The sequence below is a fragment of the Chromohalobacter nigrandesensis genome (genome assembly GCF_023061285.1).
Taxonomy (GTDB): domain Bacteria; phylum Pseudomonadota; class Gammaproteobacteria; order Pseudomonadales; family Halomonadaceae; genus Chromohalobacter; species Chromohalobacter nigrandesensis.
In genome coordinates, this window is the sequence record NZ_JAKGAM010000017.1 from 1 (window position 1) to 18514 (window position 18514).

Sequence of the window (18514 nt, forward strand, 5' to 3'; positions counted from 1 at the left end):
GCCCACCTGACAGTGGGCTCTTTTCTTGCAAGTCGAGCATCAGCACTACACGATCAACTTGCCTTGATATATACGCTGCCTGACGTGCTTTTCGCAGAGACCAAGCGACACATGACGCATTTTTATACGCCATGTGCCTTTTCTTTGAGCAGAGTCAGTCGAGATTACGACTTGTCGTCATCTTCAGCGTCGTCTTCAATCTCATCGGCTTCCTGGTCGGCTTCGTCTGCTGCTTCGTCCATTTCATCGCCAACGTCGTCGGCGGCTTCGCTCATTTCATCGCCAGCGTCGTCAGCGGCGTCTGCGGTTTCGTCCTGAGCCTCGTCAACTTCATCGCCCGCTTCATCCATGGCGTCAGAGGACTCGTCAGCAGCATCGTCACCCATTTCTTCCATGTCGTCGCTGGCTTCATCGCCCATCTCGGACATTTCATCGCCGGATTCATCAGCGGCTTGCTGGGTTTCCTCGGCAGCCTGTTGGCCATTGTCGGAAGCCTCCTGAGCGGGATCGTCACCGCTATCGCAGGCCGCCAGGCCAAGTGACATCACCAATGCCAACGCACTCATCGTCCATTGCTTATACGTCATCATTTCTCTCCTTGAGTCGCTCATTTTTGCCGGATGACCGGCACTTTCCTAAAAGCCCATGAGGCCATACAGGCCTCATGGTACAGGGCCGGCGAGTCCTATATACCGGACTCGCCAATATCTTCGTACCAAATCTCGGGCCGTTCGGCGATGAATCGCTCCATCAACGCTTTGCACTGTGGGTCATCGACTACCGTAAGCGTGATACCACGTTGGCGTAATAGCGCCTCTTCCCCTTGGAAGGTCGAGTTTTCACCAATCACGACCTCGGGGATGCCATAAAGCAAAATGGCACCACTGCACATGGCACAGGGTGACAGTGTGGTATAAAGCACCGCTTCACGATACACAGGTGCCGCCAAACGACCGGTATTTTCCAAGGCGTCCATCTCACCGTGCAAGATGGCACTGCCACGTTGCTGGCGTTGATTATGCCCACGCCCGATGATAACGCCCCGATGCACAAGCACCGACCCGATAGGCACCCCGCCTGCATCGTATCCCTTGCGAGCCTCGTCGATGGCTGCCTGCATGAATGGGTCCATGGCAATCCTTGTGTCATTTACCTTGTGCATCACATTACACATATTGACATTGAGCACTTACACGCTCATTTCAAGCGTAAGCGCCTTGAAGCGCCCTGGGCAAACGATCACGCAAGAGATCTTGTAACGCCTCCCCCCTGATCGTCTTGATGTAAGTACAGCGCAGAAGACGAAGGTGCCGCCAGGGAAAGCGCTCCGGGTATCAGTTCAGCGCGAAAACGTTCGTGGAAACACGGCTCGCCGTCGAGATTCAGCGGTAGGGCGCTCTCACCTTCGAACTCGACCCACGGAATCTGCAAATACTCGACGAACTTACCGCTTTGCGGGAGGTTTTCCAGTTCGTCGATAAGCTGCTTCATCTCTCTGAGCGAGGTGAAATGACGCACGAGGAGTAGCTCCAACAGGCCATCATCGACCTTGGCCAGGGGCGCCAACTGCTGCCCCCCTCCCGCTTGAGAACCATTGCCCAGCGCGAACAGAAACAAGGGGATATTGCGTTCGCCACCGGGAAATCGCAAACGGCCTCGGTAAGGCTGATAATTCCAAGCCTTGAGCATGCCCATCAACGAATAGGCACCACCACCCAAAAGCCGTTTGAGGGGAGCCGGTGTCGAATTGGTGATCTGGGCACCGAAGCCGCCGGAGGCTAGGTTGATGAAATAATCCCCCCCTAGACTACCGACGTCCACATTGTGGGGGCTGGCATCCAATGCCACGCGCAGCGCCTCCAAAGGATCCAATGGCAATTCTAGGCCACGCGCGAAATCGTTGGCACTCCCCAGCGGGAGAATGCCCAGGGTCGAGCGCGATTCCTGGGGCAGTTGCATCAGGCCGCCAACGACCTCGTTGACCGTGCCGTCACCGCCCCCGGCAATGATGCGCGTGATACCCGCCTCGCTGGCTTCCCGGGCCAGGCGCACGCCGTCACCACCTTCCCAGGTCACTCGCACCGCCAGATGGTGCCCCTCTGCACGCACGCGCTCCACAGCTTCGCGGACATCCGGAAGTTGAGCGGCTTTACCATTTAGAATCAGCCATGCGTCTCCATCGCGTGCGACCGGCTGAAGTGTGTCACTCATCGATTCATCATCCTCGCTCCTTGAGACACGCCTGCCTCTCTCACCATGTGCATCTTGCACCAACGGGTACTCATATTCCCTTGAGCACCTCGAAACCGCTACCTACCGTCGTCGGCATGAATTCTTCGACATGATATTGCGCTACACCGGCGACGATAAAAGGATCTTCATCAAGCCAGGCCGTCAAACGCTCCCGCGAAGTCGCTCTGGCCAGAATGATGCCACCACTGGGTGGTGTTTTACGCCCCGAGGCGATGAATACGCCGCGCTCGAATCCTTGGCGCACCCAGGCCATGTGTGCCATGCGATACGGCTCGACCGTGTCCGGGTCGACTACGTACTCCAGCGATACGATGAACATGCCTGCTCCTTGATGTCTGTCACCTGGCACGCCTCTTTGCCACTCGTATCTTCACAAACTCATGGCGCCGGCGCCACTCGCCAGGAAAGCCACAACAAGGGAGAAACCAACACAACGCCGATCAGTACCAGGGTCCATTGCGGCGGTAACGAGGTCGCCAGCAGTAGCGTAGCCAGCAACGCACCGCCGCCCAACTGCAAGGCCCCCAGCAAGGCGGCAGCCGTCCCGGCGCGCTCACGAAATGGCTCGAGTGCCAGGCTCGAGGCCGCGCCCAGCGCCAATGAAAAGCCCACGGAGAGCACCCCTATCGGCCCCATGAAACCGATGGCCGACAGCGGCAACGCCGTGACAATCAGTGCCTGCAGGATACCCGAAACGATGATCAGCCCCAGCCCTAAACGCACTGTGCCGATCCGCCCGAGACGATGAATGATACGCGGCGCGAAGAAAAACGCTGTGATATTGACCACGGCATTGGCGCCGAACCAGCCGCTAAACGCCAGTTCCGATAACCCCAGGCGATCCACCAGGATAACGGGGGCGGTCGACACGTACACCAGGATCGCCGACATGATCACTCCGGCCAGCCCCGCGAAATAGACAAAGCGAACACTGGTCAATACCGGTCGATAACGGGCCCAACGATAAAGTCGGCGTTCGATTGCCGTATCCTGAGGCCGCGTCTCGGCAAAGCGCCAGAAGGCAGCCACGCCCAGCACCGCCGCGAAGACGAACATGAACGCAAAATTGCTGCGCCAACCGAAGGTCACCGCCAGACTACCGCCAATGACTGGCGCCAGTGCAGGAATGATGCATAGCGCGCCGTTGAGATAGCTGTAGAGTTTCGCACCTTGCTCGGCAGTAAAGCAGTCGCGCACCGCAGCAAAAGCCACCGTCATGCTTGCGCAGGCTCCCAATCCTTGCAGTACACGCGAGACGTAAAGCGGCCCGAGACTGGTCGCCATCATCCCCAGCAGCGCTCCCGCCATATACACCACGGTGCCGCAAAGCAGCACCGGACGACGACCGAAGCGATCGGTCAGCGGGCCGACCAACACCTGCCCCAGACCGACGCTCAGCAAGAGTAATGTTACAGTGAACTGGAGTCGGCTGAACGGGACGTCGAACTCGCGCGCCATGACCGTCAGTGACGGCAAGTAGATATCGATCGCCAGTGGCGACAACATCACGCATCCCACCAGCAAGGGAAGCAAACGGGCCCCCGACATGGAACCTCCGCAGCGACAAAAAGAACGTCACCTTACCCCGAACACACCAAGATGCAACTGGCCGATGACGCATGCTTTTCTCTGCTAGAATGTCACCCCAAAAATCGACGCTCGCCGACACTTTCAGAGCATGGCCTAAAGCGCGTGCTCTCCCCGCCGATATTTCCTTTCAGGGCAATGCTCCAAGCAATGCCTCGTGTCCGCCGATCATCCATCGCACAGGAAACGCCATGCCATTCCGTACCTGGGGGGTCGTGCTAAGCGCCGTCCTATTGGGCGGCTGCTTCGGGGTCAACACCTCGCAGGCCCCCATCGCCACGACCTACCCGACCAGTGAGCAGCAACGCATGCAGGCCGCGCAGCATTGGGAAGTGCTTGCCGAACACGAGGCAGGCGAGATCCTCGCCAAGCGCGATTTGTGGGGCGAACCGCTCTATATCGAGACGCATGAGAAAGAGACCGCCTTCAGCCGCGGGTTCCGTTCACTGCTGACCAGTGAACTGGTCGAGCAAGGTGCCATCGTTCGCACCCAGCCGGATGGCGCCGCCCATGTCAGCTTCGATGTCCAGGTGATCCGTCACGAGGATCGCGGTTTCGTGCGGCCGCCCCAGGGGGCTCTGACCACATTGGCCGCAGGTATTGCCGTGGCGACCATTCCTTTCAACCACTGGACCGAACCCGCCTTGGCTCTGATTCCCGGTGCCGCCTTGGCCGATACCTTCAGCGGTAGCTGGACCACCACCGGCCAGCAGGAGACCATTATCACGACCCAGGTCAGCCAGCACGACACGCTGCGCTATTCGTCCTCGAACATGTATTACATCAACGCGGGTGATAGCGGTCATTACGGTGCGTCCGACACCGGCGATTCCGCCGGCCTGCCGCTATCATCCGACTGGTGAGGAGACCGCTCGACATGTCATCCAAGCAATGCCGTACCGGGCGCGTCACATTGCGCCTGCTGACACTGGCCATTCTGTTGCTGGTTCTCTCCGGTTGCAGCCTTCTTCAGAACCGTCAAGCAACGGCCCCCGAGCCCAGCATGCTGACGCGCGTCGACGAAGCCGCCGATAAACTGCTTTCCACTAGCAACGAGCAACTCGGTGATCGGGCACCGATCATCGCCACCACCTTCGTCGATGTCGACCAATTGGATCAGTCGTCAACGCTCGGTCGCACGCTGTCAGAGACCTTCACCTCACGTCTCGTCCAGGGCGGTATGAATGTCATCGAAGTCAAGATGCGTGACAGCCTGTATATCGAACAGAATACCGGGGAACTGATCCTGTCCCGCAACGTACAACGCTTGAGCGCCAATCATGACGCCCAGGCCGTGTTGCTGGGCACCTACGCACAAGGAGAAGGAACCTTATTCGTCAACGCTCGGCTGGTACGCATCGCGGACCGCCAGGTCTTGGGTGCCTCGAGCTTCGAAGTACCAATGGACAACGACATCAGGGCCTTGCTGCCTTCTAACTGGTAAGCCTTCTTCTTCCTCGCAAACGTCGCGTCCCCTTGTGATTGACTCCGTCGTTGGCTACTTCCGCCAGCATCCAGACAGCGATGCTGGCGGCTCCTTTATCAATCACCGGTCGGCGACAACTGAAATTCCAACAACGTCTCGTGGTTACGCAAGTCGGTGGCCAACAATGGCAGGTAGTGACGATCGTGTGTCCGCAGCATCATGCGGTATTCGAATTGACGTCCCTCGTCGCGCGTGCGATAGCTGAGACTTTCGATATGGAAGCGGTGCGCTCTCATTAGTGCATAGATCTCTGGCTCGCCGAGTATTCGTTGGCTATCGAAACGTAGAATGCAGCGCGCGAAAGTTCGGCTCGGCATCCGCGCTTCGACCAAGCGAAACAACGACAGCGTCAACAGGGTCACCCCCGTCGCCAGCACCCCCGGCAGCCAGAAGCCAATCCCATAAAGTATACCCAGCGCCGAGGTGATCCAGATCGAGGCCGCCGTGGTCAAGCCACGCACCGTCAGCCCTTCCTTGAAGATCACGCCGGCGCCCAGGAAGCCGATACCGGTCATGATGCCTTGGGCCATGCGCGTGGGATCGGTTCTGACCGTCTCTTCGGGCACGTTGCTGCCTAGCCACTCCCACTGGTAGACCGTCACCATCATCAACAAGGCCGATGCGACGCACACCAGCGCATGTGTCCGAAACCCCGCCGGACGCCCATGAAAGGTACGTTCCAGCCCGATCAGGCTTCCCGCCAGCCAGGCCATCCCCAGATGTACCACTATCGCCCATGATATCGTCGACATTCGCCTCTTCCTTCGCCTGCGTTATCGTCTATCGTGTCAGCATAACGTTTGCCACTGTATCCCACAGAATCCACGACGATTTCCCACCTTTCGATAGAAGGATAGCTGCGTGAGCCACCCCTCCAACCTCACACCCCCCAGCCGGGTAGAAGACGACGAACACGACCTGCATCTGAATGGCGGCCCTCGACAGTCACGCGCCGCATCCGTCCATGAGTCGCTGCGGGCAGAAGGCGAGACGGAGCTCAAACGCGCCGCCTCGGCGCTGTTCTGGTCGGCGCTCGCCGCCGGCCTGTCGATGAGTTTTTCGATGCTTGCCAGGGGCCTGCTTCACGCGCGCCTGCCAGACAGCGATATCGGTTTTCTCATCGAGGCGTTTGGCTACACCATCGGCTTTATAGTGGTCATCCTCGCGCGTCAACAACTCTTCACCGAGAACACCGTCACCGCCGTGCTGCCGGTCATGAGCACGCCACGCATCATGCGCTTTCTCAAATTGCTGAGGCTATGGGGTGTCGTACTCATCGGTAACCTCGTGGGTGTGGCAATCTCCGCATACGCGATCCTCTATATGCCCTTGTTCGATGCCGAGACGCATAAGGCCTTTCTCAGCCTGGGCCATCACGTCATGGAGAATACCGGCAGCCAGATGTTCGCCAAGGGCATCGTTGCCGGCTGGATGATCGCCACCATGGTCTGGCTGCTCCCCGCCGCCGGTGGCGCCAAGATCTGGGTCATCCTGATCGTTACCTATCTCGTCGCACTGGGTGGTTTCACGCACATCATCGTGGGCTCCACAGAAGTGATGTACCTGATGTTCGCCGGTCAAGCGAGTATCGGCGAGTATTTCTTCCAATTCGCCCTGCCGACGCTGGCCGGCAACCTGATCGGCGGCACCTTCATCTTTGCACTTATCAGCCATGCGCAGGTTCGCAGCGATACCTGAAGGGGCATCTTACAAAAAGCCTGATTCGGCACGTCTCCCCCGGCGTGCCGAGCTTGTCCATTCGTCTATACCGTTTTATGCCCTCGCACGGATGAGACACCGAATAGAGCCCAATACTCTCTCTTGATAACCAATTTTTATCGGCATGCTGGGTTTCGGCATTAGCGAAGCGCCCGCGTGCCTGTTACATCTTAAGTGACTTATGCCACCCACCCGGCTTGACCGGATCCATAACGAGGGACAATAACAATGGGACACGCCACACCACGCTCACCGTATTGGCTTGCCGCAGCACTGGTCATGGGGCTTGCCACCCCCGCACTCGCCGATTACCCCGAGAAGCCCATCACGCTGATCGTCCCCTGGGCCGCTGGCGGTGGGACCGATGCCACGGCACGCATCATCGCCAAGGCTCTGGAGGAAGAGCTCGGCGAAACCATCAATGTGGTCAACCGCACGGGCGGCAGCGGCGTCGTGGGGCACACCGCCATCTCACGCGCCAATCCCGATGGCTACACCCTCGGGCTTGGCACGGTCGAGATCAACATGATGCATTGGCAAGGTCTGACCGATATCACCTACGAGGACTTCACTCCCATCGGGCAGATCAACTTCGATGCCGCTAGCATCAGCGTCGCCGAGGACGCCGACTACCAGGACCTGGGCGATTTGATAGGGGCGATTCGCGAGCAGCCCGACGGCCACCTCAATGCCTCCGGTACCGGGCTCGGGGGTATCTGGCATGTCGCACTGGGAGGACTGCTGATGGATCTCGACATGCCCGCCGACAAGGTCAACTGGATCCCCAGCCAAGGCGCCGCACCGGCCATGACGGAACTCGCCTCCGGTGGCGTCGACATGGCCGCCACCTCGCTCCCTGAAACACGCTCGATGATCGACTCCGGCCGCGTACGTAGCCTGGGCGTGATGGCCGAGGAACCTCTGGAAAGCTTCCCCGATGTTCCCACCGTGGCCTCACAGGTAGATAGCGACTTCACCACGGGGGCGTGGCGCGGCGTCATCGGACCCAAAGGCATGGACGACGACATCGTCGCGACGCTGGAAAGTGCCTTGCATGCCGCCTACGAAAGCGATACCTACCAGTCATTCATGGCCAAGCAAGGCTACGGGGTGCAATGGAAGGACGCACAGGCCTTCGGCGACTACATGGAGAAAAGCGACGCCAAGTTCGGTGAGATCATGAAGGCCATCGGCCTCGCCAAGCAGTAGGCGTCACGCGACGCGCCACGACCGCCTTCCTATTCATGCGGTCGTGGCCCATCACTCACTGACGTTCTATGCCGATGCTTGCGCCTCGGCCGCCAACGCCGACATCGTGCCTTGATGGCCCGCGCGATTGAGCGCGCTCAACACGGCCTTGAGCGAGGCACTGACGGTGTCGCCGTCCTCGGCCATGCCGCTGATGCGCTGCCCTGCCACATTGAGTTGCACGAAGGCGATCGCCACAGCGTCGCTGCCCTCACCCAGCGCGTGCTCGCTGTAATCGACGACGCTCACCGATTGTCCGGTATGGGCTTGCCAGGCAGTCATGAACGACGAAATGACACCGTTGCCCTGGCCACTCAAACGCACCGCCCGACCGGCATCGTCGAGTGATACCGTCAAGCCTTGGTCAGCGTCACGATCCAACCGGTATCCGGTCAACGAGAGCGGTTCATGCCGGGAGAAGGTCTCGGTCAGCACCTCGCGGATGCGCTGGCTGGATAATTCGCCACTCACCGTCTCGCTCACTGCCTGCACCGCCGGGGCCAGCTCCAGCGCCATCCAGCGCGGCAGACTGATGCCGTAATCGCGCTCGAGCAGGAACGTCATGCCGCCCTTGCCGGACTGGCTATTGACGCGAATGACCGCCTGGTAATCGCGCCCGATATCGCGCGGGTCGATCGGCAGGTACGCCACCTGCCACGGTTCGTCCGCCTGCTGCTTTCTGAGCGACTTGCGGATGGCGTCCTGGTGACTGCCGGAAAACGCGGTGTAGACCATCTCCCCCACCCAGGGATGACGCGGATGCATGGGAATACCGGTGCATTCCTGCACCACCTCGATGATCTCGTCGGGGCGTGACAGGTCGAGTTCGGGATCGATGCCCTGGCTGTACAGATTCATCGCCAAAGTGACGATGTCCATGTTGCCGGTGCGCTCGCCATTGCCCAGCAACGTGCCTTCGACACGCTCGGCGCCGGCCAGCAGGGCAAGTTCGGCGGACGCCACCGCACCGCCACGATCATTATGCGTATGCACCGAGATGATCACACTGTCGCGGCGGCTGATATGCTGGCAGAAATACTCGATCTGATCGGCATGGTGATGTGGCCCGCCCACCTCGACTGTGGTGGGCAGGTTGAGAATGCATTTCGCCTCCGGCGTCGGCTGCCAGACGTCCATCACCGCTTCGCAGATCGCCAATGAGAAGTCGATCTCGGTGCTGGAAAAGCTCTCGGGGGTGTATTCGAAGCGCCACTCGACCTCGGGGTAGCGCGCGGCGTGCGCCTTGACCCAGCTCGCCCCCTGCACGGCGATATCGACGATTCCCTGACGATCCATCTCGAAAACGCGTTCGCGCTGCACGGTCGAGGTGGAATTATACAGATGCACGATGGCGCGCTTGGCACCCACCAACGACGCGAAGGTCCGCTCGATCAGATGCTCGCGGCACTGCACCAGCACCGCGATGGTCACATCGTCGGGAATCTGGTCTTCCTCGATCAACCAGCGCACGAAATCGTAATCCGGTTGACTGGCCGACGGAAAGCCGACCATGACTTCCTTGATGCCGACCTTGATGATCTGCTGCCACAGCCGCTGTTTCTGTGCGACGCTCATCGGCTCGAGTAGCGCCTGGTTGCCGTCGCGGAGATCCTCGCTGACCCAGGTCGGTGCCGTCACCAGGTCGCGATCCGGCCACTGACGGTCGAAGGCGGGCACGCGCGGCGCCGGGCGATACTTGCGATGGTCGAAGCAACTCATGACAACGGTCCTGTGAAAATGAATGAACGAACGAGCCGACTGCGTGTGGCAATGATCACAGTCTACGCTGCCTTACCCCGCAGACGATTGCTAAATCGTCCTCGACGAGGTCTTTTTTTGGCATATAATTCCAATATCATTCTCATAAGAGACTAATAATGCCAAAAGATAGCACGCCAGCCGACGTAGTGACGCTCGACCGCTACGACCGTCAGATACTCGAGATCCTCCAGCACCATGGGCGTATCAACAATCAGGAGCTGGCCGAACGTATCGGCCTGTCGCCCTCGCCCTGCCTGCGACGTGTGCGAGCCCTGGAAGACAGCGGCCTGATCACCGGCTATCGCGCTCTGGTGGATGCCAAACGGCTGGGGCATAGCCTCACGGCGCTCTTGCATATCTCCATGGACCGGCACACACCCGAACGCTTCGCCAACTTCGAGGCCAAGGTCGCAGCGCTGCCCCAAGTGCAGGAATGCCTGCTGATCACCGGCCAGGAGGCCGACTATCAGCTCAAGGTAGTGGTCCACGACATGGATGACTACCAGAACCTGCTGCTCAATCAGATCACACGTATCGAAGGCGTTACCGGCGCGCATTCCAGTTTCGTCCTGCGCCGAGTTCTCGAGCACCGCCCAGTCCCGTCGCATCCGGACACACCATACTGACACCGCGTATTAGACGCTGGTGCAATGGCCGCTGACTCGAAAGGCTGTTACGTTTTTTGTATGCAATAGTCATCTAATGAAAAAGGACATGAGCCATGCAACTGCCCCACAACCCCTTCAAAGCGTCACTGACCGGCGATACCCGCTATGGCTGCTGGGCCGGTTTCGCCACTGGCTATGCCACGGAGATTCTCGCGACCACGGGGTTCGATTGGCTATTGATCGACGGCGAACATGCGCCCAATAACGTACCCACGATTCTCACTCAGTTGCAGGCTGTTGCCGGCTATTCTTGCGCCCCGGTCGTACGCACCGTCAACCATGACCCAGCCCTGATCAAGCAACTGCTCGACATCGGCACCCAGACGCTGATGATCCCCATGATCGACACCGCCGAACAGGCAGCCCAGTTGGTCGCCGCCACACGTTACCCGCCGCAGGGATGTCGCGGCGTTGGCGGTGGCCTGACACGCGCCACGCGCTGGGGCGAGGTGGAAGACTACATGACGACGGCCCATGAAGAGCTATGCCTGATCGTGCAGGTGGAGTCTCGCAGCGGGGTCGACAACGCCGAGGCTATCGCCGCTACTCCAGGCATCGACGCCGTTTTCGTCGGGCCTTTCGACCTATCCACCGACAGCGGACATATCGGCAATCCCAACCATCCTGAGGTCCAGGCGATGATTCGGCATACTTTGGACGCCACCCACGCCGCCGGCAAAGCGGCCGGCATTCTGGCCCCCGTCGAGGCGGATGCCAGACGCTATGCCGACTGGGGGTTCGATTTCATCGCCGTGGGCATCGATATCAGCCTATTGCGACAGGCTGCCAAGGAGACCGTGTCGCGCTACAAGGGTGAGGAATAGGCCACTACGGTGTGAGTGCTCGACAATGAAAATGCCGCGACGCTAGGCGCCACGGCATTCTTGACCAGCCTATCCTAGGCTCAGGCGTAGGTATTGACCTGCGTACCCACGGTGCCGGTCGTTGCCAGAGACTGCTGGGGGGAAACCGCTTCCATCAGTTGCGACGCATGCGACGCCTGATTGTTGAGCGACTCCTTGAGCAGGCCCATCTGCGACTGCTGATCGGCGTTATGCTGTTGCAACGCCATCGCAGTTCCCACGGCTGCGTTCACGGATGAATCCATGAAGCTCCTCCCTTCAAGTGAATGAATGCGCTTTACGCCCTCTAGTTATCGGCTAGGACGCAACAAACTTTCATCGCCCACGACCGATAGCCAACACATGACACTTGCAGCATGCAAGAAGAAAAGCATAAAGGCCACCCCATCCTAAGGCGCCCCTGCCATCCTGGCGCCTTGCCGCATAGAATGGCATGCGCCCGACGGCATATGGGGCGAGACGCTCACATAAGCACGCTCACAAAAAGGATGTGACATGCAGATCGACAGATTCTTCCACTGGCTCGGCGAGTTCCTCGGCGACGCCTTGCGCGCCATCATCGACGCCCTCTCCACGCTATTCGCAGGGTTGTGGGTAGCGATCGACCGCTTCTTCGACGGCCTCGCCCGTTCGCTGGGCGTCAATCCCTCGCTCATCAATCTGGTGGTGCTGGTCATCGGCGTATGGATGCTTTACCGAGGAATTCGCGCACTTCTCCGGCGTGGCTTCGTCGGCGGTCTCGTATGGCTGTTTCTCGGCTTGCTGGTGCTCGGCTGGCTCATTCGCTGAAGCGCCTTATTGCAACGGCCAACACGATACCCACCCACGCAAAAACGCCGCTGCCAAGGCAGCGGCGTTTTGCCGTCACTTTTTCATGCAACGTCTTCATGCAACGTCGGCTATCAGGCGTCGGCCAGCGCCCGTTCGACCATTTCGAAGACGTTGGGCGAGAGTTCCTCGGCACGAATGCGCTCGAGCTCGGCCTTCATCAGCGCCTGACGCTGCTCGTCGAAACGCTGCCAACGCGTTAGCGGCGTGATTATGCGCGCGGCGATCTCGGGATTGAGGCTATTGAGCTCGATCACCACATCGGCCAGTAGGCGATAGCCCTCGCCGTCGAGGCGGTGGAAGTTGACGCGGTTCAGCGCCGCGAAGGCACCGATCAGCGCGCGCACCTTGTTGGGATTCTTGAGCGAGAACAGCGGATGCGCCATCAGGTATTTGACGCGTTCCAGCACATCCTCCTGCGGGCGCGTGACCTGAATCGTGAACCACTGGTTCATCACCAGCGGATCGTGCGCCCACTTCTCGCCGAACGCCTTGAGCGCCGGCTCGGCGATGTCGCTGCGCGAGCTGTGCACCAGCATCGTCAAGGCGGCACGCACATCGGTCATGTTGTGCTCGGCATCGACCTCCGCCTCGGCCAATGCCACGCCCTCGTCGTCCTCGATGCTCATCAGGTATTCGAGCGCCACATTCTTCACCCGGCGCCGCGCGATCTGATTCGGCTCCGGCGCATAGGGTTCGTCGCTCCGATGGGCTTCATGAATGGCCAGAAATTCGTCGCGCAAGGCCGTGGCGAGCGACTGCTTGACGAAGACCCGCGCGGCATGAATGGCATCCACATCGACCATCGGCTGCTGCTCGGCGATATAAGCCTCGGAGGGAAGCGTCAACATCTCGGCCAACACCGCCTTGTCGTCGGTCTCGGTGGTCAAAAGGCGCCGATACGCGTCGATGACGCGGGTATCCATGACCTTTTCAACCCCATTGCGATGCGCCGCGATCAGATCGTCGAGAGCCAGCATGGTCAACCGCTGCCCCGCGTCCCAACGGTTGAAGTCGTCCGCATCGTGGGTCAGCAGGAACGAGAGTTCCTCGCGCGAATACGGATAGCGCAGATAGACCGGCGCCGAGAAACCGCGCAGCAGCGATGGCGTCGGCGCTTCGTCGATGCCGGTGAAGACATAGGTCTGTTCGGTGTCGCGCAGATGCAGCACCGTTTCCTTGCCCAACGACTCGCCGTCCAGCGTCAATGCCATGTCGTTGCCGGACTTGGTGCCCACCAGCCCCATGCGCACCGGAATATGCAGCGGCTGTTTTTCCGCCTGACCGGGGGTGGGCGGCGTGCGCTGGGAAAGCCGCAGGTGGTACTCGCACTTGGCGTAATCGTATTCGCCATGGGCGTCGATCTCCGGCGTACCCGCCTGCGAGTACCAGCGCATGAACTGACTCAGGTCGAGCCCGGAGACTTCCGCCATGCAATCGACGAAATCCTCGATGGTCACCGCCTGGCCGTCGAAACGCGCGAAGTACAGATCCGAGCCCTGGCGGAACGTCTCCCAACCGAGGAGATGACGCAGCATGCGCACGATCTCGGCACCCTTTTCGTAAATCGTCAGGGTGTAGAAGTTGGATATCTCGATGTAATGATCGGGGCGCACGGGATGCGCCGTCGGGCCGGCATCCTCGGCGAACTGCGCCGTACGAAAGAACGACACGTCCTCGATGCGCTTGACCGGCGCCGAATTGACGTCGGCGGAAAAGCTCTGATCGCGGAAGACGGTGAAGCCTTCCTTCAGCGAGAGCTGGAACCAATCGCGGCAGGTCACGCGGTTGCCCGACCAGTTATGGAAGTACTCGTGAGCGACGATACCCTCCACCCGCTGGAAGGCCGCGTCGGTAGCGGTTTGCGGATGCGTGAGCACCGCCGCCGAGTTGAAGATGTTGAGTCCCTTGTTCTCCATGGCGCCCATGTTGAAGTCGTTGACGGCGACGATCATGAAGCGGTCGAGATCGTATTCACGGCCGTAGGTCTCTTCATCCCAGCGCATGGCGCTCTTGAGTGAGGCCATGGCATGCGCGGTCTTGTCGAGATTCTCCGGCTCGACCCAAATCTGCAGCGTGACATCGCGACCACTCATGGTCGTGAAGCGATCTTCGACGTTTTCCAGTTTCCCGGCCACCAGCGCGAACAGGTAACTCGGTTTGGGATGCGGGTCTTCCCAGGTCACGAAATGCCGACCCTCCGGGAGCTCACCGCTTTCCACCGGATTGCCGTTGGAGAGCAGCACCGGCGCATCGGTCTTGTCACCCACCACCGTAGTGGAAAAGGTCGCCATCACATCCGGGCGATCGGGATAGAAGGTGATACGGCGAAAGCCCTGCGGCTCGCACTGAGTGCAGAACATGCCGCTGGAAACATAAAGCCCCTCAAGGGCGGTGTTGGCGGAGGGATCGATCGACACCTCGGTATCCAGCAGAAAACGTTCCGGCACGCTGGCGATGGTCAGGCCTTCGTCATCGACCTCATACTCGTCGGCTTCCAGCTCCTGACCATCCACAGCGATGCGCACCAGCGACAACTTGTCACCGGCGAAACGTAGCGGCAGTCCCGCTTCGCGCTCGGGATGGCGTTCGACATGCAGGCGCGCGGTCACGGTGGTTGCCGAGGGGGCCAGGTCGAATTTCAGCTCGGTGTGCGCCACCCGGTAGGCGGGCGGCAGGTAATCCTTGAGATGGGTCGCTTGCGGTTCGGACATCGATCGACGCTCCTTGAGATCGGGGCAGGCACTCGCCCCCAAGACATCGTCTCGCGCATAAAACGCGAGGCACATGCCGAGCATTGTACGGCGTCCGGTGGAGTCGGCTCAAAAGTGCGGGCAACGCCGCGCCTTTATCACACCTCTATCGCACGCTCAGCGAGACTCCTGGCGCTGGCTGGAGGAAGATTCTTCGAAGGAGGACAGCACCGGGCAACGCCCCAGCGACGGCGTCGGGCGGGTCAAAATCCACACCGCGATGCCCGCCAGGCCAATGATCAACGCCACACGCAGCGCTAGGGGGTCGACGGTGAAGGCGATCACGCCCATCGATACCATCAGCATGACGCACGCCATCCATTTGGCGTGCCGGGGGATGGCGCGTTCGCGCTCCCAGGCGAGAATGGAAGGGCCGAAGCGCGGATGTCGACGAATCCAATTGGCGAAACGCGGCGAGCTTTTCGAAGCTGCCCATACCGCCACCAGCATGAAACACGTCGTAGGCATGATCGGCAGAAACAAGCCGATCACGCCCAGAGAGAAGCTGACGCCAGCCAAGCAGATGAACAATAGCTTGCGTATATCGTACATGCGCCGCGCCACCTTGCCGTGATAGAGGGAAACGCCGGGCTTCACGCGAGATCGCTGGCAGGCATGGCGAAGCCCGACGTCACCTCATTCATTGAAGCCCGAATAACGCATCCAGGAGAAATCGTCCCTTGCTATCGAGGCGATTACCGCCAGAGGTTGGACACGTGCATTCATTCTAGCGCAAAGCAAGGGGCCAAGACCAAGGCGGCTACATTGAGAGCCTCCCATTACACGCTCCATGTAGCATCATCCCGAGGTCATATGGGCCTGACGGACCGGCACATCCTGCATGTCGGACATCGTGGTCGACGGTACACGCAGCATGCGACGCAAGACCTTGCCCACCGGCGACTTGGGCAGTTCCTCAATGAAACGATAGCCGCGCGGACACTTAAAACGCGTCAGCCCGGCATCCAGGCAATAACGCCCGAGCTCCCGCTCATCGACGGCGCTGCGTGCCTTGATGAACGCCGTCACCACTTGACCCCACTTGTCGTCGGGTAGCCCCACCACCGCGACTTCCTCGACCTGCGGATGCAACGACAGCACATTCTCGATTTCCAGCGGGCTGATGTTTTCGCCACCGGAGTTGATAAGGTCGTCGACGCGCCCTGTGACGAACAAATCCCCATCGTCGTCGAAATACCCGGTATCCCCGGTGAAGTACCAGCCGTCTCTAAGGGCTTTGCTATCGGCCTCGGGATACTGCCAGTAGCCCTCGAAGGCCTCATCTCCGTTCATATCGGCGATAACTTCGCCTTCCGCGCCCGGCGGCACGCACATCGCCGGCGACGTGGCCCCCACCCTGACCACCCGCAATCGCTGGTTGAGCGCCGCGCGTCCCGATGAACCAGGCTTATGATTGGCATGCTGGTCGACGGTCAATGCATAGAGTTCCGAGCAACCATACTGGTTGACGAACAGACTCGGCTGGAAGGCCGCCTCGACGCGCGCGATCAAGCCCGCGCTCATGGGTGCGCCAGCAAAGCCTATCTTATCGATACTGGCTACCCGATGCGGGGCGAATCCCGGCGCTTCGAGCAGCATATGATAGAGCGTCGGCACCAGATTGAGGCTGGTGACTCTCTCTCGCTCGATGGCGTCGAGCGTCGCCTCCGGTTCAAACTTGGGAATGCACACGAAGCGCCCGTCGACCATCGCCATTGCCTGCAACGCGCGCACGCCCGTGGCGTGATAAAGCGGCATCACGCCCAGCATGGTTTCATCATGACGATACAGATTCTGGGCCACGTACGCGGCCGTCGCGGCGCGTTCGGCACGATGCCGACGCGGCACACCCTTGGGTCTGCCGGTGGTCCCCGAGGTGTAGAGCATCATCGAGTAATCGTCGGGCGTCGCCATCAGCAACGTCTCGCCGGTCGATCCGAGCAGCGAATCGAAGGCAATCGCCCCCAGGGGCGTTACCTCGCCGACCACGATCCGCGGTATGCGATACACCTCGGCGCACGCCTGCGCCGCCTCGGCGATCGCATCGTCATAGGCGATGGCCCCGGCGCCCGAGTTCTTCAGGTAGTAGCGAATATCCAGAGTCGTCGAACGCCAGTTCACCGGCGTGACGATGATCCCCGCGAACTGGCAGGCCCAGTACAGAGTCGCCATCTGCCAACGATTGTGCATGGCCACCAGCAGGCGGTCGCCCTTGTCGAGTCCCAGCCGCCGGAGGTGGCGCGCCACGCTCTGAATGTCCGCATACCACTGTGCGTAGGTCTTGTGCATCTCGCTATCGCTGATGGCAACGGCGTGCGGACGCCGCTCGACCGTGGCAAGAAAGCCGCGTCCCAGATCAAACATCTTCGTTCTCCTGTCGCTGGTTTTATTGTGTTGCTGCGGTTGTTTTAGCGACAGGATCGAGCGCGCAGGCGTGGGTGGCAACGCTAGCCGACCACAAGGATGATGCGTATCAAGGGAGTGGGACGAATTCCCTTCAATCGCGGAAATTCGTGTACTGCAGGGCCAGCTCGGGGCCACCCTCGCTCTTCAACAAGGCGATCGCCTGCTGCAGCTCGTCACGCTTCTTGCTGGTGACGCGCACCTTGTCGCCCTGGATCTGCGCCTGCACCTTGAGCTTGGCGTCCTTCAAGCGCTTGACGATATCCTTGCATTCCGGCTGCTCGAGGCCCTGCTTGAGCACGACCTCCTGGTGGGCGCGCACGCCACTAGTGACGGGGTCCTTGATCTCCATGCAGCGGGCATCGATACCCCGGGCGATGAGCTTGTTACGCAGCACGTCGAGCATCTGCTTGAGCTGGAAATCCACCTCGGCTTCGAGGGTCACCGTCTCGCCTTCCAGGGTAAAGCTCGCGGTCACGCCGCGAAAATCGAATCGGGTCTGAATCTCGCGATTGGCTTGATCGACGGCGTTGCTGGCCTCGTGCTTATCGAACTCGGAAACGATATCGAAAGATGGCATGGTCACTTCCTCGCTGGGCTAAGATCGGGCGCGATTCTAGCATGCTCACGACACTCACCGTCCCGGCTTTCCCCTTCGCCCGGCTTACGCAACGTGCGTATAAGCGTTGGCCCGCGCCAATAGATAGGCCAGTTGACGGCGTGTGAAGCGGTCGCCATCGAAACATATCGCCTCGAGATGACAGAGCGCATCGAGGTCGGTGACGGTGGCGGCGCGCAGGGAGCAGGTCATGCAAATGTCTCCAAGTGGCGCAGGTGATAGAGAAATAAGTGCATGAATGTACGCCTGGCGTCTGGCGCGTCACGCGACATCGGAAACGCGCTGACGACAGCACCGGTGCAAGCAAGGACGCCGGCACCGGCACA

20 protein-coding genes are annotated in these 18514 nt (G+C 60.2%); 7 read left to right on the forward strand and 13 right to left on the reverse strand.

Features of this window, described 5'->3' with window-relative positions; translation table 11 throughout:
• Window positions 1-164 precede the first annotated feature (164 nt).
• The 5 genes from L1073_RS15400 to L1073_RS15420 all read right to left on the reverse strand — a co-directional run bounded on the left by L1073_RS15400 (window position 165) and on the right by L1073_RS15420 (window position 3801).
• Window positions 165-587: a DNA polymerase V family protein gene (locus tag L1073_RS15400; RefSeq protein ID WP_246900699.1), complete on the reverse strand. Its 423-nt coding sequence runs from the start codon at window positions 585-587 to the stop codon at window positions 165-167.
• Between the two features lie 98 nt (window positions 588-685).
• Window positions 686-1132, reverse strand: a complete 447-nt coding sequence (locus L1073_RS15405) for a nucleoside deaminase (RefSeq protein WP_246900831.1) — start codon at window positions 1130-1132, stop codon at window positions 686-688.
• Window positions 1133-1239: 107 nt separating this feature from the next.
• Window positions 1240-2211, reverse strand: coding sequence for a lipid kinase YegS (gene yegS, locus L1073_RS15410; protein WP_246900701.1), 972 nt, complete (start codon window positions 2209-2211; stop codon window positions 1240-1242).
• A 70-nt stretch (window positions 2212-2281) separates the two neighbouring features.
• On the reverse strand, window positions 2282-2572 hold the full coding sequence (locus L1073_RS15415; RefSeq protein ID WP_246900703.1) for a YciI family protein: 291 nt from the start codon (window positions 2570-2572) through the stop codon (window positions 2282-2284).
• A 59-nt stretch (window positions 2573-2631) separates the two neighbouring features.
• Window positions 2632-3801 (reverse strand): multidrug effflux MFS transporter, encoded by a 1170-nt coding sequence (locus L1073_RS15420; protein WP_246900704.1) that lies wholly within the window; start codon window positions 3799-3801, stop codon window positions 2632-2634.
• A gap of 230 nt (window positions 3802-4031) precedes the next feature.
• Between L1073_RS15420 and L1073_RS15425 the strand changes: the two genes are divergently transcribed.
• Both L1073_RS15425 and L1073_RS15430 read left to right on the forward strand, forming a co-directional pair.
• Complete coding sequence (locus tag L1073_RS15425) at window positions 4032-4703, forward strand: hypothetical protein (protein WP_246900706.1); 672 nt, start codon at window positions 4032-4034, stop codon at window positions 4701-4703.
• 14 nt (window positions 4704-4717) lie between these two features.
• Window positions 4718-5284 (forward strand): FlgO family outer membrane protein, encoded by a 567-nt coding sequence (locus tag L1073_RS15430; protein WP_246900707.1) that lies wholly within the window; start codon window positions 4718-4720, stop codon window positions 5282-5284.
• 98 nt (window positions 5285-5382) lie between these two features.
• Here L1073_RS15430 and L1073_RS15435 read toward each other — a convergent pair whose 3' ends face one another.
• On the reverse strand, window positions 5383-6078 hold the full coding sequence (locus tag L1073_RS15435; RefSeq protein WP_246900709.1) for an MgtC/SapB family protein: 696 nt from the start codon (window positions 6076-6078) through the stop codon (window positions 5383-5385).
• A 109-nt stretch (window positions 6079-6187) separates the two neighbouring features.
• On the opposite strand from L1073_RS15435, the gene L1073_RS15440 reads away from it, so the two are divergent.
• Both L1073_RS15440 and L1073_RS15445 read left to right on the forward strand, forming a co-directional pair.
• Window positions 6188-7024, forward strand: a complete 837-nt coding sequence (locus L1073_RS15440; protein WP_246900711.1) for a formate/nitrite transporter family protein — start codon at window positions 6188-6190, stop codon at window positions 7022-7024.
• 249 nt (window positions 7025-7273) lie between these two features.
• Entirely contained in the window at window positions 7274-8254 is a 981-nt protein-coding gene (locus tag L1073_RS15445) for a tripartite tricarboxylate transporter substrate binding protein (RefSeq protein ID WP_246900714.1), read from the forward strand.
• Between the two features lie 66 nt (window positions 8255-8320).
• On the opposite strand, the gene L1073_RS15450 is transcribed toward L1073_RS15445, so the two are convergent.
• The gene (locus tag L1073_RS15450; protein ID WP_246900715.1) at window positions 8321-10012 is read right to left on the reverse strand and encodes a 2-isopropylmalate synthase; all 1692 of its coding nucleotides are present in this window, start codon (window positions 10010-10012) and stop codon (window positions 8321-8323) included.
• A 158-nt stretch (window positions 10013-10170) separates the two neighbouring features.
• On the opposite strand from L1073_RS15450, the gene L1073_RS15455 reads away from it, so the two are divergent.
• Both L1073_RS15455 and L1073_RS15460 read left to right on the forward strand, forming a co-directional pair.
• A complete protein-coding gene (locus L1073_RS15455; protein ID WP_246900717.1) occupies window positions 10171-10680 on the forward strand; it encodes an Lrp/AsnC family transcriptional regulator in 510 nt (169 codons plus the stop codon).
• Window positions 10681-10775: 95 nt separating this feature from the next.
• Entirely contained in the window at window positions 10776-11546 is a 771-nt protein-coding gene (locus L1073_RS15460; protein WP_246900723.1) for an HpcH/HpaI aldolase family protein, read from the forward strand.
• An 80-nt stretch (window positions 11547-11626) separates the two neighbouring features.
• Here L1073_RS15460 and L1073_RS15465 read toward each other — a convergent pair whose 3' ends face one another.
• A complete protein-coding gene (locus L1073_RS15465) occupies window positions 11627-11830 on the reverse strand; it encodes a putative motility protein (RefSeq protein ID WP_246900724.1) in 204 nt (67 codons plus the stop codon).
• Window positions 11831-12080: 250 nt separating this feature from the next.
• Here L1073_RS15465 and L1073_RS15470 point away from each other — a divergent pair, with 250 nt between their 5' ends.
• A complete protein-coding gene (locus L1073_RS15470; RefSeq protein ID WP_246900726.1) occupies window positions 12081-12374 on the forward strand; it encodes a hypothetical protein in 294 nt (97 codons plus the stop codon).
• A gap of 113 nt (window positions 12375-12487) precedes the next feature.
• On the opposite strand, the gene pepN is transcribed toward L1073_RS15470, so the two are convergent.
• The 5 genes from pepN to L1073_RS15495 all read right to left on the reverse strand — a co-directional run bounded on the left by pepN (window position 12488) and on the right by L1073_RS15495 (window position 18380).
• Complete coding sequence (gene pepN / locus L1073_RS15475) at window positions 12488-15127, reverse strand: aminopeptidase N (RefSeq protein WP_246900728.1); 2640 nt, start codon at window positions 15125-15127, stop codon at window positions 12488-12490.
• A gap of 156 nt (window positions 15128-15283) precedes the next feature.
• The gene (locus L1073_RS15480) at window positions 15284-15718 is read right to left on the reverse strand and encodes a YbaN family protein (RefSeq protein WP_246900730.1); all 435 of its coding nucleotides are present in this window, start codon (window positions 15716-15718) and stop codon (window positions 15284-15286) included.
• 246 nt (window positions 15719-15964) lie between these two features.
• The gene (locus tag L1073_RS15485) at window positions 15965-17530 is read right to left on the reverse strand and encodes an AMP-binding protein (protein WP_246900732.1); all 1566 of its coding nucleotides are present in this window, start codon (window positions 17528-17530) and stop codon (window positions 15965-15967) included.
• A 133-nt stretch (window positions 17531-17663) separates the two neighbouring features.
• Window positions 17664-18149, reverse strand: a complete 486-nt coding sequence (locus L1073_RS15490; RefSeq protein WP_246900734.1) for a YajQ family cyclic di-GMP-binding protein — start codon at window positions 18147-18149, stop codon at window positions 17664-17666.
• A gap of 84 nt (window positions 18150-18233) precedes the next feature.
• Window positions 18234-18380: a hypothetical protein gene (locus L1073_RS15495; protein WP_246900736.1), complete on the reverse strand. Its 147-nt coding sequence runs from the start codon at window positions 18378-18380 to the stop codon at window positions 18234-18236.
• Window positions 18381-18514 lie beyond the last annotated feature (134 nt).